At 70.2% G+C, this 13,422-nt stretch carries 11 protein-coding genes; 8 read left to right on the forward strand and 3 right to left on the reverse strand.

From position 1 onward, the window contains the following. Positions 1-45: 45 nt before the first annotated feature. Complete coding sequence (locus tag B141_RS0109670; RefSeq protein WP_020574956.1) at positions 46-1,044, forward strand: helix-turn-helix transcriptional regulator; 999 nt, start codon at positions 46-48, stop codon at positions 1,042-1,044. Between the two features lie 97 nt (positions 1,045-1,141). Here the strand turns inward: B141_RS0109670 and B141_RS0109680 are convergent, their stop codons facing one another. From B141_RS0109680 to B141_RS39835, 3 genes are read right to left on the reverse strand one after another with little or no spacing between them, the layout of a single operon-like run. Next, entirely contained in the window at positions 1,142-2,536 is a 1,395-nt protein-coding gene (locus B141_RS0109680; RefSeq protein ID WP_020574958.1) for an O-antigen ligase family protein, read from the reverse strand. Next, positions 2,533-3,351 (reverse strand): twin-arginine translocation signal domain-containing protein, encoded by an 819-nt coding sequence (locus tag B141_RS0109685; RefSeq protein WP_020574959.1) that lies wholly within the window; start codon positions 3,349-3,351, stop codon positions 2,533-2,535. Before B141_RS0109685 ends, B141_RS0109680 begins: the two co-directional genes overlap by 4 nt. Then, positions 3,345-4,508: a glycosyltransferase gene (locus B141_RS39835; RefSeq protein WP_020574960.1), complete on the reverse strand. Its 1,164-nt coding sequence runs from the start codon at positions 4,506-4,508 to the stop codon at positions 3,345-3,347. The genes B141_RS0109685 and B141_RS39835 overlap by 7 nt, the downstream gene beginning before the upstream one ends. 136 nt (positions 4,509-4,644) lie before the next feature. On the opposite strand from B141_RS39835, the gene B141_RS0109695 reads away from it, so the two are divergent. From B141_RS0109695 to B141_RS49095, 7 genes are all read left to right on the forward strand, one after another. Then, complete coding sequence (locus B141_RS0109695) at positions 4,645-6,147, forward strand: lipopolysaccharide biosynthesis protein (protein ID WP_020574961.1); 1,503 nt, start codon at positions 4,645-4,647, stop codon at positions 6,145-6,147. Between the two features lie 115 nt (positions 6,148-6,262). Further along, entirely contained in the window at positions 6,263-7,072 is an 810-nt protein-coding gene (locus B141_RS39840; protein ID WP_020574962.1) for a WecB/TagA/CpsF family glycosyltransferase, read from the forward strand. 5 nt (positions 7,073-7,077) lie between these two features. Beyond that, positions 7,078-8,322 carry an acyltransferase gene (locus B141_RS0109705; protein WP_084678205.1) on the forward strand — a complete coding sequence of 415 codons (1,245 nt, stop codon included), beginning with the start codon at positions 7,078-7,080 and terminating at the stop codon, positions 8,320-8,322. Positions 8,323-8,495: 173 nt separating this feature from the next. Further along, entirely contained in the window at positions 8,496-9,128 is a 633-nt protein-coding gene (locus B141_RS0109710; RefSeq protein ID WP_020574964.1) for a hypothetical protein, read from the forward strand. After that, positions 9,128-10,714: a M23 family metallopeptidase gene (locus tag B141_RS45425; RefSeq protein ID WP_020574965.1), complete on the forward strand. Its 1,587-nt coding sequence runs from the start codon at positions 9,128-9,130 to the stop codon at positions 10,712-10,714. The genes B141_RS0109710 and B141_RS45425 overlap by 1 nt, the downstream gene beginning before the upstream one ends. Positions 10,715-11,057: 343 nt before the next feature. Continuing rightward, positions 11,058-11,336 (forward strand): hypothetical protein, encoded by a 279-nt coding sequence (locus tag B141_RS49090; protein WP_157180909.1) that lies wholly within the window; start codon positions 11,058-11,060, stop codon positions 11,334-11,336. Between the two features lie 31 nt (positions 11,337-11,367). Beyond that, on the forward strand, positions 11,368-13,407 hold the full coding sequence (locus B141_RS49095) for a MinD/ParA family ATP-binding protein (RefSeq protein WP_157180910.1): 2,040 nt from the start codon (positions 11,368-11,370) through the stop codon (positions 13,405-13,407). Positions 13,408-13,422: the final 15 nt, after the last annotated feature.

Here is a 13,422-nt window from a genome sequence, read left to right on the forward strand (position 1 = left end):
CCTGGCGGACAGGATCGGTCCGCTATCTGTGGCAGGGTCGGCGACATGGGTGTGGCAAGCGGTGACGAGCGGGGTACGACAGAGCGGGTGCTCACCCTGCTCGGGCTGCTGCAGCAGCGCCGGGTCTGGACCGGCCCCGAGCTCGCCGACCGGCTCGGGGTCACGCCGCGCACGGTACGGCGTGATGTCGAGCGGCTGCGCACGCTCGGCTATCCGGTGCATGCCAGCCAGGGTGTTGGCGGCGGCTACCAGCTCGGCCCGGGGCAGGACCTGCCGCCGCTGCTGCTCGACGACGAGGAGGCCATCGCCACCGCGGTCTCACTGCTCGCCGGCGCGGGTGGCGGCGTCGCCAGCGCCGGCGACGCCGCACTCCGGGCGCTGACCAAGCTCGACCAGGTGCTGCCCACCCGGCTGCGGCACGAGCTGCGCGCGCTCTCCGGCTCGGTGGAGTCCTTCGGCGGAGGCCGCACGCCGGTCGACCCGGACGTGCTCATGACGCTGGCCAGAGCCTGCCGCGACGAGAAAGAAGCCGGCTTCGACTACCCGTCCGAGAGCGAAGTGCGACGGCGCCGGGTCGAGCCCTACCGCCTGGTCGCCTCCGACCGGCGCTGGTACCTCCTCGCCTACGACCTCGATCGCGACGACTGGCGCAGCTTCCGCGTCGACCGGATGACCGATGTGTCTGCACGGACCTGGCGCTTCCGCCCGCGCGCGGCGCCCGACGCGGCGACGTACGTGCAGGAGGGTGTGGCAAGTCGCGTCTACCCGCACCAGGCGCGTTTCCTCGTACACGCCTCGGCCGACACCGTACGCGCGCAGATTCCGGCGTCGGCGGCCGTCGTACGACGGCGAGGGAGCGAGCTCTGCGAGGTGCTCAGTGGCGCCGGCAGCCTCGACTTCGTGCTCATGCACGTGCTCCTGCTGGGGCACGACTTCGAGGTGCTCGACCCTCCGGAGCTCGGGATGCGGTGTCGCGCGCTGGCGGAGAGACTGCTGTCGGCCGGTGCAACGATCTCACCGGTGCCGGACATGGAAGAGTCATGAGCCGCTACATCTACCACCGACCGCACAGCGGAGCAGGCGGTCGGCAGCCCGCATCACGTCTCCGGACCGGCGTCACGACCGTTCAGGACTTCTACACCTAGCGGTGGGCGCGAGACCGGTCGGATTCCCCAGTGGCAGCGGCCGATTCGTCCTCAGGACCCCCCACCGGATCCGGGCATCGCTGTCCAGCGTCCAGCCAGGGCAGCGCGCAACCGCCCACCAACATCACCAGGGCGCTCGCGGTGAGCGTTACAGTGAAGAGGTTGTTCGCCATCCCCTGCGAGACGAAGGCCAGCATCGCCACACCGATGCCCAGCGGCTCCATGCGCCTCTCACCGGACGCTCGTGCCACCGCTCGGGCCCGCCGGATCACCGCGATCGCCACGGCGACGAGCGCAAGGTTGAGCACCACGGCCCCCAGGAGGCCGAGCACGCCGTTCTCCGCACCCGCGAGCAGGACTGTGTTGTGGGCGTTGTTACCGGCGACCCCGAACGGCGTCGCCCGGTAGCGCTCCGGGTCGGCCGCGGTGAACCTCGCCTGCTCACCCGGCCCGACGCCAGCGATCGGATGGTCGACGAACACGCGGATGGCCGAGACGTACAACGCCATCCGGTCGGTGCTGTCGCTGGTGAACCGCTCGAACGCCGGCGTGAAGAAGAGCAGCCCGGCGAGCACCACCCCGCCGACGGCCAACCACCGCACCCGCCCGCGCAGCGCGATCAACACCACACAGGCGAGTAGCGTCACCGCGAGCGAGCTGCGGGTGTAGGTCAGAACGAGCGCCGCCAGCTGTACGACGACCGCCAGCGCCCAGCCCACCCGCAGCCGCCGGGAGGCGGCGTCCAGCGCGATCCCGAGCGTGACGGGGACGGAGAGGACGAGGAGGGCCCCGAGGAAGTTCGGCGACAGGTCGAGCGTGCCGGTCACCCGCCCCGGGATCTCCCCGACCAGGGTGGTGTTGCCCTGCGCCTCCTGCAGGCCGAAGCCGCCCGGCAGCCCGACGAAGTAGGCCAACAGGCTGACCACCGACTCGAAGGTCCCGACCGCTGCCAGGCCGCGTGCCACCACTTCGCGGGTGCGGGCAGAGGGCACCTGCGCCACGACGACGAGCACCATGGCGACGTACAACAGGATCCGGCCGGGTCCACGGACGAGCAGGTCGGCGGTGTCCGTAAGGCTTTCACCGTTCACGAACGCCGACACTGTGGCGCCGGCGGCGAGCAGGCCCGCACCGACCGCGAGCGCCCGGCCGTACGGCACCTTGTCGAGCGTGCCGCGAGCGAGCGCGTGCGGCAGGAGGAGCACGAGTCCGAGCACGAACAACACGTCGTCGGCGCCGATCCCGAACGCCGCGGCCTGGTGCGGAGGAACGACGGTCAGGACGGCGATCAGCAGCCCGAGCGACGGCGGCCAACTCCGCAGCCTCGGGACGAACCACCACAGGCCCAGCGCCCCCAGCGCGGCGGCCGCCGCGAAGGCGAAGGACGTCACCGGCCCGCCTCTTCGGCCTCGGGGTCAACGCCGGGCATCCGGTCACCATCGAGCACGTTGCGCCGCACCATGTGGTCCACCTCGACGTCGACCGCACCCTCTTCCACGCGGACGGCGTGGACGGCCCCAACCACCATGAAGTCCTTGATGCGTACGTGCCGCGACTTCCCCGACAGGCAGATCCCGTCGCCGTCCTTGACGATGACGCGGTACTCGTTGGGGTCAGCCGTTCTGGTGCGGACGTAGACCCGGCCGTCCTGCCACCAGGCCGCTTCGCCCTCGGAGACCGGCGGCCGGTGGCGGTACCCGAACAGCGCGAGCTCACCGATCTTGACGAAGCCCAGATCGGGGTCCCCGAAGAGCTGGATCCGGCCCGGCCACGGCATGCTCCAGGTCTGCAGTCCAGCGGTTTCGGCACCCGGCGTCCACGGACCCTTGGCCTCGGCATTAGTCGTGAGGACCGCCGGATACAGCGTGTTGGTGTAGACGTTGCGCCGGATGGTGATCGGCTTGTCAGGCGTCCCGACCACGGTGAGGCAGTTCGTGCCGGTGCCCGGATAGACGTCGCGGCTGCCGTACCCCGTGATGAGGATGTCGGTGCCCGGCGCGGCTCGGCGCACCGCCTCGGTCAGGGTGGCGAGCGGCTCCTCAGGCACCCGACCGTCGTTGTCGTCGACACCGATCCGGCGGTCGACGTACAACGTCGCCGGCATGGAGGCGCTCGCCGGCGGGATCACCAGGTCGACCAGCACGCTCACCGCGAGGACGCCGGCCGCCGCGGCGGCGAGGGTGAGGAGGGTACGCCGGGTCAGCACGCCGCCACCGACCCACCGTCCGTATGACCTGACTGCCCTGAACGATCTGAGGCACCGGAACGACCTGAACCCAGCAGCGCGGTATACCGCTCGACGGTCCGCGCCGCGGCGGCGTCCACGTCGTGCTGCCGGGCTGTCTCGTCACCTGCCGCGACGAGCGCCGCCCGCCGGGCCGGATCGCGGACGGCGGCCCGGGCGCGGGACAGCGCCGAGGCCAGCTCAGCGGGGTCTTCGGGTGGGCAGGTGAAGCCGTTGACGCCGTCGGTCACGGATTCGGCCAGTCCACCGATACCGGAGACGACGGGGACGCAGCCGGCCGCCATCGCTTCGAGCGGCGCAAGGCCGAGCGCCTCCTCGCGCGAGGGGACGACGAGGACCTCGGCCGCCGCCATCTCGCGGGTCACGGCGTCCTGGGGAAGCGCCCCCACGAAATCCAGGGCGACGCCCAACTCGCTGGCCAGCAGCTCCAGCACCGCCCGCTCGGGGCCGTCTCCGACAACGCGTAGTCGGGGGACTTCCTCACCACGCCGGGCCAACTCCGCCACGGCGCGGATGAGGACGTCCAAACCCTTACGCGGAATGAGGTTGGCGACGAACAGCACGGCATAGGGCCGGTCACCCGCACCCTCGGAGTCGTTCCGCGCGGCGGCGAAGTCGGCGTACCGGATGCCGGGCGACACCAACGTCACGCGCTCAGGGGGTACGCCGAGCCGATCCTCGACCTCCGCCACGAGGTAGCGGCTGTTGGCGACGACGAGGGCGGCACGGTCGAAGACGGATCGGCACAGGGCGCGGTCGACCCGCGAGCGGTCGGGCAGCCGGAGCACGTCGCTGCCGTGGGCGAACAACACCAGCGGAGCCCGGAGGCGAGCGGCGAGCGGCCAGGCGAACGCGCCGGTCGGATAGGCGATGTGCGCCTCGACGATCGTGTCGGCGGAATCGCGCACTCCCGAGAGGGCACTGCGCGCGACACCGGCGAGCAGGCTGGCGTACCGCAGCGGCGCCGACGGATGGTCCTCGACCGCGACCACTGTGACGTCGTGACCGAGACGGAGCAGTGCATCCACCCGGTTGGCTACGAACGAACCCCAGGCCGGACGGCGTTCACTCGGCCACAGGTTCGAGACGACGACGACGCGCAGGCGAGGACTCCTCACTGCTCTCGCATGGCGGGGAGGCGACCCCGAACGGGGGTCACATCACACACTGTTCAGGACATAACGGTGGCGAACGATACCCTGCCAGCCTGGAGCGACGAGCCCACGGGATCGCGGGGTCCAACACTGGAGGCAGATGAACGCGCCGGAGCCCCGAGGCGAGACGGGCGACGTGGCGGGCGTGGCCAGCCCGGAGCGGCCGAGCCTGACCGGCCGACTGGTACGCGGCACGCTCTGGTCGATGCTCGGCATCGCCGCCCTTGGCCTCACCCGGCTGATCTACACCGCGCTTGTCGGGCGTACCAGCGACCCCAGCCGGCTCGCCGAAATCAACTCCCAGATCTCGCTGGCGTTCCTCGCGACGTTCGCGACCGCCGCTGCGACGGGTGCGGGCGCGGCGAAGTTCCTCCCGCTCACGATGGCCCGCTCCGGTCCGGCCGCGGCCTCGGCGGTGCGCCGGACGCTCACCCGCTGGACTGTCGTGGCGACGTGCGCCGTGGTGGTGCTCATCGGTGTTCTCGGTCGCTGGCTGCTGCCGGATGCGGCGCTGCCCGACCTCGTCTGGGTGTGCGCGCTCACCGCGGCGTACGGCGCGTACTCCTACAGCAAGTCGGTGTTGTACGGCTACCACCTGCCCGGGCGGTACGCCGTGCTCGAGGTCTTCTCCGACGCCGCCATCCTTGTCCTGGCATTGGCGGCCATCTGGTGGCTACCCGACCTGCTGCTCGCGCCGCTCGTCATCGGGTACGCCGCGTTCGCCGTCGCGGCGGCCCGGTCCACGCCGCGCGACCGACCTGGTCCGATGCCAGAACTCGGCCGGGAACTCCCCGGCTTCGTCGCCTACACCGCGCTTGGCATCGCCGCCGGCCAGGGGTTCTTCCAGGTCTCGATGGTGGTTGCGCGGCACGCGGCGAGCGGCCAGGACGCCGGCGCCTATGCCGCGGCGATGAGCCTCATCACTCCGGCGTTCTTCCTGCCGCGCGCGATGGCGCTCGCCTTCTTTCCCGCAGCGGCGGAGGCGGTCGGGCGTGACGACACGCCGGCGCTCGCCCGGCACACCGACGTGGTGACCCGGCTGCTCGCCCTCACGATGCTCCCTGCGTTCGCACTGGCCGCGATGCTGGGAGGCTTGGCGCTGCGGTTGGTCTTCGGGCCGGCGTACGCGGGGGGCGGCGCGGTCTTCGCGGTCCTCGTCCTCGCGGTCTTCCTCTACGTCGTGGCGGTGCCGTCGGTCAACGTCCTCTCCGCGCACGAACTCGCCCTGGCCCGGATCCCACCGCTGGCCTCGACTGTCGGTGTGGTCGCGGGCACGGTCGTCTGGTTGACGCTCGGCAGCCGGCTCGGCGCGGTGGGCGTCGCCGCGGGATACCTTGCCGGCATGCTCATCCAGGCCGGCGTTCCGCTGGTCGTCGCGTTCCACCGGCTGGGCCTCTGGTCCCCCGCGCGGTTCGCGAGGTACGCGCTGAGTCTCGGCGCCGGGATCGCCCTTGCCGCGTTGGCCGTCCTGGATTCCCGGCCGTGGGTCGTCGCGGGATGCGTGGTTGGCTTCTGCGTGGTGTTCGGGTTGCTGCTCGGCGGCGAGGTGCGCAAGGTCGCGCGGGCGTTGCCGGAATTCCGGAAGGCGGTGACCCGGCCGTGAGGCGCGCGATTTGGGAGACACGCCCTAGTTGGGCACCCGCAGTCGACGGGTGAATCCCGGGACTGGCATGCTGGTGCGACATTTCGGCGGTGGGGGGCCCGGTCCGGGAGGGATAGTGACGACACCGCGGCAGACCCGCGCCGACGATCACACCGTAGCCACCGACTGGGTCGAATCCCGGCGCGCCCGCATCTGTGGCGTACCCGTTCACGTCCTCACCATGGAGGAGTCGGTCGAGGCCGCCTGTGAACTCATCCAGACCGGCGAGCCACACCAACATGTCGCCATCAACGCGGCGAAGGTCGTCGCCGCCCGGCGCGATCCCGTACTCCGGGACATCATCGAGTCCTGCACGATCGCGAACGCCGACGGTCAGTCCGTCGTCTGGGCCAGCCGGCTCCTCGGGCCCCGCCTGCCCGAACGCGTCGCCGGCATCGACTTCATGCTCCGCATGTGGGAGGTCTCGGCCCGGAAGGGCTACCGCGTCTACCTTCTCGGCGCCAAGCCGGCGACGGTTCTCAAGGCCGCGGAGGCCGCGCGCACGCAGGGCGTCGACATCGTGGGTGCCCGCAGCGGGTACTGGAAGCCGGAAGAGGAGCAGGACGTCGTCGCGGAGGTCGCGCGTACCCGACCGGACCTCCTCTTTGTCGGTCTGCCGACGCCGCGCAAGGAGAAGTTCCTCCACCGGCACCTGTCAACGCTTCGTACGCCGCTCGCTGTCGGGGTTGGCGGTTCGTTCGACGTCGTTGCCGGCGAGGTGAGCCGGGCGCCGCTCTGGATGCAGAAGTGGGGCCTGGAGTGGGTGCACCGGATGCGGCAGGAGCCGCGCCGGCTGCTGCGCCGCTACGTCCTCGGGAACGTCGAGTTCGTCGCGCTCGTGCTGCGGGAGGCGTTCGCGAAACTCCGGCGTTCCTCTTCCTCCTGAGATCCATGACGCCCGCGGCCCCCGAACCCCTGGCAGCGCAGGCCCTCAAGGCTCACCCGAGCGAAACCCACCCAAGTCAAAGCCCAAGCCACACCCAGCCGCGCGAAACCCGGCCGACCGCGACCCGGCGTACTCCTGGCGACGTCCCCTGGATTTCCTGGGCGCGCATCGTCGCGATCGTGGGCGTGGTCGCGATCCACGTCTGCTCGCACCTCATCCTGGAGTGGGGCGAGATCAGCGCGAAGCTCTGGCATTTCGGCAACCTGCTGGAGTCCGCGAGCAGGTTCAGCGTGCCGGTGTTCGTGATGGTGTCGGGTGCGACGTTGCTGGCACCGCGGCCTGGCGAGACGCTCCGCGACTTCTACCTGCGTCGAGCCTCGCGCATCGCGATTCCGCTCGTGGTCTGGACCTGCTTCTTCCTGGTCCTCGACGCGTGGAGCCACGGCCGGGAGGTCACGGCGTACACCTTCGTGCAGGGATTCTTGTGGGGGCGGCCGTATTACCACCTGTATTTCCTGTACGTCGTCGCCGGGCTCTACCTCATCACGCCGTTCCTCCGGGTGTTCGTGGCTAACGCCGACCGGCGGCTTCTCGTCGCGGCCAGCGCCATCTGCATCGGCCTCGCGAGCGCCGACAAGGTGCAGCACACCTTCATGGGCGGTGGCGGCTTCAACGCGTTCACCTACTTCATTCCGTTCATCGGCTACTACCTCGCTGGCTACGTCGTTGCGACCACGCGGCTGCCGGCGCCCCGGAAGGTCGTCGCGCTCTGGTCGGCCGGGATCTTTGTCGCCGCCGTCCTCGTCACCCACATGGGCACCTGGTGGCTGATGGCGCAGACCGGCGTCCAACGTGGCCGCCTGCTGTATGAGTACTACTCACCACCGACCATCGCCGCCGCGCTCGCGATGACGCTCCTCCTACGGGCGGTCTTCGGTGACCGTGCGGGCGCCGGCATCTGGCTGGCTGCGTGGAATCCGGCCTCCACGAGCTTCGCCCGTCGGGCCCGCCCCCACCGCCAGGGCCGCGTCGACGCTCCGGGCGTGCGTAGGGTGGCCGACCTGACGCTCGGGGTGTTCCTGCTTCACCCGATCCCGCTCGAGCTGCTGGTCCGGCGGAACCAGCCGGTCTTCTCCTCGGCGTACGTCGACATGGCCTTCCACGTAGGCGTCATCGTGGCGCTGCTGGTGGGCTGTGCGCTGGTCACCCTCGTCGTACGCCAGATCCCACTCCTTCGCCGCCTCGTCTAGAGCGGCGCCCGGGGCCGGGGAGCCGGAAGGGAGCTTCGACAGTCGGCCATCCGTACACTGCCGCGCAGCCATGGCGTCGCGTACGGTAGTCGGGACACAAGAGTGATCGAGACCATGGCAGCCGAAACGCCCGCGGACACCTGTGCCCGGGCCTGCCCGTCGGGGAGCGACCGATGGACAACCGGTACGTCCGGATCGCGGCGGTGACAGCCGCGGTCCTTGCTGTTTTCGCGGTTGCCGCACTGCTCGTCACGACCTATCGGAACGCCAGCAACGCCCAGAGTGCCGACCCGCAGGCGACCTCGACCCCGGTCGACGGCACGCCCGCTCCCGCCGGGCCAACCACGCCTGCGCCGACCACCGCGTCGCCGGGAAGCACGGGGCACGACGAGGAGCAGTACGTACCAGACGCCAAGACCAAGGCCGCTCTCGCCGACGTCACAGTGCGGTTCCTCAACGAGTGGAAGCGGTCCGGCTCCACCGAGGAGCGTGAGCAGCGCCTGCGGCCGTACGCCACCGAGTGGCTCGCCAGCCGGCTCGCCAACGTCGATCCGGCCGAGCTACCCACCGCACGCATTGACGGACGGCCCCAGATCGTTGCGGCCACGCCGTACGCCGCGGGCACCAGCACCCGACTCAGCGACGGCCTCCAGATCCGCTGCAACCTCGTCCTCGACACCACCGGCTGGCGGGTCGCGGAGGTGCTCCCCGACACGGACGCATCGACCCCAACGCCGCCGGCACCTACGTCAGCGAGCCCGTCCCCCAGTGGGTCGACACCCGCGGCTGGGGACGGGGCACCCTGATGGCCGCACCGATCGTCGTCGCGGCGAAGTCGGCCGGCCAGAAGCTGGCCAGAGCCGCCGCCCGGCGGGTGGGCCGAAACACCGCCAACACCGTCGTACGCCGGGGCACCGGTGGCCGCGCCGGCCTACCACCCAACCGGCGCCGGACCACGTACGTCGTGCTCGGGATGGCGGTGGCGTTCATCCCCGTGCTGCTGATCGGCATGGCGGGGTCGATGACGCTCGCGTTGTTCGCGCCGCTCGGGTCCGAGGAGTCCACCACCGGCGAACCCTGCGGACCCACCGGACTCACTCAGAGCGTTCGCGCCGCTGCGGACACCAGCCAACTCGACTCCGAGCAACAGGAGAACGCCGCCGCCATCATCGAGGCCGGGCGGGCGGCGAAGGTCCCGGAGTACGGCTGGGTGGTCGGCCTCGCCACCGCGCTGCAGGAGTCCACGCTGCGCAACATCCCCTACGGCGACCGCGACTCGGTCGGGCTCTTCCAGCAGCGGGCCGCATGGGGTTCGTTCGAGGACCGCATGGATCCCCGGACCTCCGCGACGATGTTCTACACCGGCGGGCAGCAAGGTCAGCCCGGGCTGCTCGACATCACCGGCTGGGAATCCATGACGGTCACGGACGCCGCGCAGGCGGTCCAGCGGTCGGCGTACCCCAACGCCTACGCCGACGACGAACCCCTCGCCCGCGCGATCGTGGCGGAGTACACCGGTGGCAGCACCGACCCCCGAGACTGCGGGTTCCCGCCCGGCATGCAGTGCCCGCCGACGCCGTGGCCACAGGTCGAGCAGGGCCTCACCCCTGACGCGATCGTGGTGCTGCGGTGCACCTACCAGAAGTTCCCGCAGTTCGAGCAGTTCTATGGCGTGGGACAGCGACCGACAGGCGGTGACGGCGACCACGCCAACGGCCGCGCAGTGGACGCGATGCTGCCGTTCGACGACTACAAGACCCAGGCGGCCAAGGCTTACGGCTGGACGGTCGCGAACTGGCTCGTCAACAACCGCTCCATGCTCGGCGTCAAATACATCATCTTCGACAAGAAGATCTGGTCGGTCGCGCGGCAGAACGAAGGCTGGCGCGATTATGACCACTACTCCGGATGTACGAGCGACACCTGCCTGCACTACGACCACGTCCACGTGTCGGTCTACGGCGACGCGGCCCGCCTCCCCGACACCGGCGACTGGGTTCTGCCGGTGCCTCCCGGGAGTTACAACCTGACGGCGCGGTTCGGCGACTGTGGCCGGCGCTGGGAGGACTGCCACACCGGCCTGGACTTCGCGGCGAGTGAGGGTACGCCGGTGCGGGCGGCCGCCGCGGGCACGGTCGTCTTCGCCGGGCGCGCCGGACCGTACGGCAACCTGGTCAAGATCGACCACGGCAGCGGCGTCGTCACTTCGTACGCTCACCTGCGGGCCTTCGCTCCTGGCGTCGAGGGCGCGACTGTCATCGCTGGCCAGATGATTGGCGAGGTTGGCACGACCGGCAACAGCACGGGGCCGCACCTGCACTTCGAGGTCCGGGTCGCCGGCCGACTGCAGGATCCCGAACTCTGGTTGTCTGGACACGGCGTCCCGCCCTAACAGGGGTTTACCGTGGCCGCGGCCGTGGCTGGTTGCACATCTACGCCGAGCAACTACTGTTCGCGATGTGCTCGTGAACGCGGGTGCGCACGTGCGCGACCGTCCCACCCGGGCACGCAGGCAGCAGAAAGGGCGATACGACGTGACCATGACCCCGGACCCCGGGTCACCTGAAGGAGGTTCCAACGGAGACGCCAACGGGGCTTCCAACGGAGGTACGGACGACGGTGCCGATCTGCCACTTGAGCCGGCGGTCGCGTTCGGGGTCGAAGGTTATGACCCTGATGATCCGTGGAATGCCGTCCTTTGTGTCGAGAGCGAAAACGCGGTGACGGTTCTACCGTTGACGCCGAGGAGCCTGGACTATCTCGTCGCCACCCTGGGCGAGGTCCGGGACACACAGCGACTGGCGCTGGGAGTGGATCCCACCGGAGAGGCCGAGCCGGCGCCAGACGAACGGTCCGGCACGTTGCAGCAGGTTGCCCGTGCCGCCCGGCTGGCAACGGGCAGCGCGCCGGTTGCCCGACTGTGGAACACCTCGACGCAGGGCCGGCTGATCATCATCGGAGGTGCCGCGTTGTTCGTCGCCCTCGGGATCGTCGCGTCCGTGCTCACTCGATAGCGTTCGAAGCCCCACCGCCAGGGAGTCAGTTGTGAATGACCAGCAGCCCCACAACACCGAAACGTCGACCACCGGCGCTTCCGGGGGCGACGGCCGCGAGGAGCCGTTCGGCATGTCCGATGCCGGGTCTGAGAACGACGACCGGTCGTACGACGTGCACATCGGTGTGGGACGCCCCTATCCACGTCTGCAGGGCCACGGGAGCGAACCTCGAATGACGCAACCCACGCCATCGCCTGATCCGTCGGCGCCAGCGCCCGCTGACGTACGCGCCGACGAGGCTGCTCCGGAATCCGATCCGGCGCCCTCCGAATCGGGAGCCGCTGACGCTGACGCCGACGCGCATCAGGCGGAGACAGGACACGAAACGGCCGCCGGGCAGGAATCCGTCGGCGAGGTGGAGTCGAATACCCAGCGGACGATCCGCGACTTCGCCGAGCTTTCCGGATGGTCGACCGGCCCGGTGTCGGGCCCGGCGTCCGACCCGGCGGCAGGACGTTCCTCCAGTGCCCCGCCAGGAGTGGGTTCGTCCTCCACAACGCCTGGCTCGAGGGAAACCGCGCCAGGTAATGCCGGGAGCTCGCCAGCCACACCGCCCGCACCACCGTCGTACTGGACGCCGCGTCCCACCGAGACCCCGGCGTCACCGCAGGCCCGGCGCAGGGGGACCGAGGGTTCGTCGGCGTACGACCGGGCGGGTTCGTCGGGGCAGCCCACGACGCCCGCGCACGGTGGGACGTCTCAGCAGTCTGGTACGCCGGCACAGATGCCCGCTGGCGTAGAAGGTCAGCGGACGTCCGGCGACCATGGACGGTCACAGCAGCGGCAGGCGCAGCCGGGGTACGCGAATCCGGCCGACCAGCCGACCGAGGCGGCGTACGGTCAACACCCGCACGGCCGGCAGACACAGAGCCAGGCGCAGGGGCAGAGTCAGGGGCAGGCGCCGGCGGCCCCTATCCCGTCCGCGCAGAGCTACTCACAAACACCGACGCCGCAGGCCCCGGCGCCTTACCCCCAGAGCCAGGCGGCGCACGGAGCGCAGCAAGGTCAGTCGTCCCGACCGGTCCAGGGCAGTTCGTCGAGGCCGCCGGTCCCGCAGCGCCTGGCCATGGGAGCAGGGCTCGACGACGAGGACGACGAGTTCATCGAGGATCTCGCCACCCAGCAACGCAGGCCAGTGCCGCGCCACGGTTGGCAGGGTGCGCTCTACCGGATCAGCCGGATCAACCTTGGTCCGGGCAGGCGGGACCGCGAAGAAATCGAGCTTCGTCAACGCCTGAACCGCCAGCTCCGGCGTACCCGCGGCTACTGCGGTTACATCGGCATCGCCTCCGAGAAGGGCGGCGTCGGCAAAACCACCCTCGCCGCACTGCTCGCCGCCGAACTCGCCGAGGGGCGTCGCGAATCCGTCGGGGTCGCAGACCTCAACCCCGACCTGGGTACGCTGCCCGATCGTCTTGGCGTACGCCCCCATCACTCCATCCGCGACCTCCTCGCGCACGTTGAGGAAATCCCGTGGCGCTATCACGTCCATGACTTCATGGAGAAGGTGCCCGAGATGAACGTCCGGGTGCTCGCGGCCTCCACGGACCGCAAGATCCGGCACCAGCTCAGCGTCTCGGATGTCGAACTCCTCGCCGAACTGTTCGCGCCGTTCTTCTCGTTCGCGATCCTCGACAACGGCACACACATCACCCACGAGGCGATGCTGGGGACCCTCCGGATCGCGCACGGCATGGTGCTGGTCACCGACAACACCAAGGACGGGGCCAACCTCGCTCGCAAGACGCTGCAGTTCCTTACTGACAACGGTTTCCCGGAGACGCGCCGCCGGATCGTGCTGGCTGTAGTCGCCAAGGAAACCGCGAGCCCGGTGAAGGTGCGCGCCATCGAGCGGGCGTTCCAGGACCACGTGCGCGCGCTGGTCGTCGTCCCGTACGACCCGGCACTCGACGGCGGCGGCAAGATCCCGTTCCGGGACCCGAATGCCATCCACAAGCTCCTGCGCCCTCAGACACGGGAAGCGGTACGCGGGCTCGCCGCGATCCTCATCGACGACCTCGTCTCCTGAGAATTGTTGATCCGT

Source organism: Actinopolymorpha alba DSM 45243, assembly GCF_000373925.1.
Classification (GTDB): Bacteria; Actinomycetota; Actinomycetes; order Propionibacteriales; family Actinopolymorphaceae; genus Actinopolymorpha; species Actinopolymorpha alba.

What these genes read in the sequence shown, in the direction of transcription:
- B141_RS0109695 (WP_020574961.1), top strand. Translation starts at nt 4,645, where the DNA reads ATGAACGCGCCGGAGCCCCGAGGCGAGACGGGCGACGTGGCGGGCGTG.
- B141_RS0109670 (WP_020574956.1), top strand. Translation starts at nt 46, where the DNA reads ATGGGTGTGGCAAGCGGTGACGAGCGGGGTACGACAGAGCGGGTGCTC.
- B141_RS45425 (WP_020574965.1), top strand. Translation starts at nt 9,128, where the DNA reads ATGGCCGCACCGATCGTCGTCGCGGCGAAGTCGGCCGGCCAGAAGCTG.
- B141_RS0109705 (WP_084678205.1), top strand. Translation starts at nt 7,078, where the DNA reads ATGACGCCCGCGGCCCCCGAACCCCTGGCAGCGCAGGCCCTCAAGGCT.
- B141_RS0109710 (WP_020574964.1), top strand. Translation starts at nt 8,496, where the DNA reads ATGGACAACCGGTACGTCCGGATCGCGGCGGTGACAGCCGCGGTCCTT.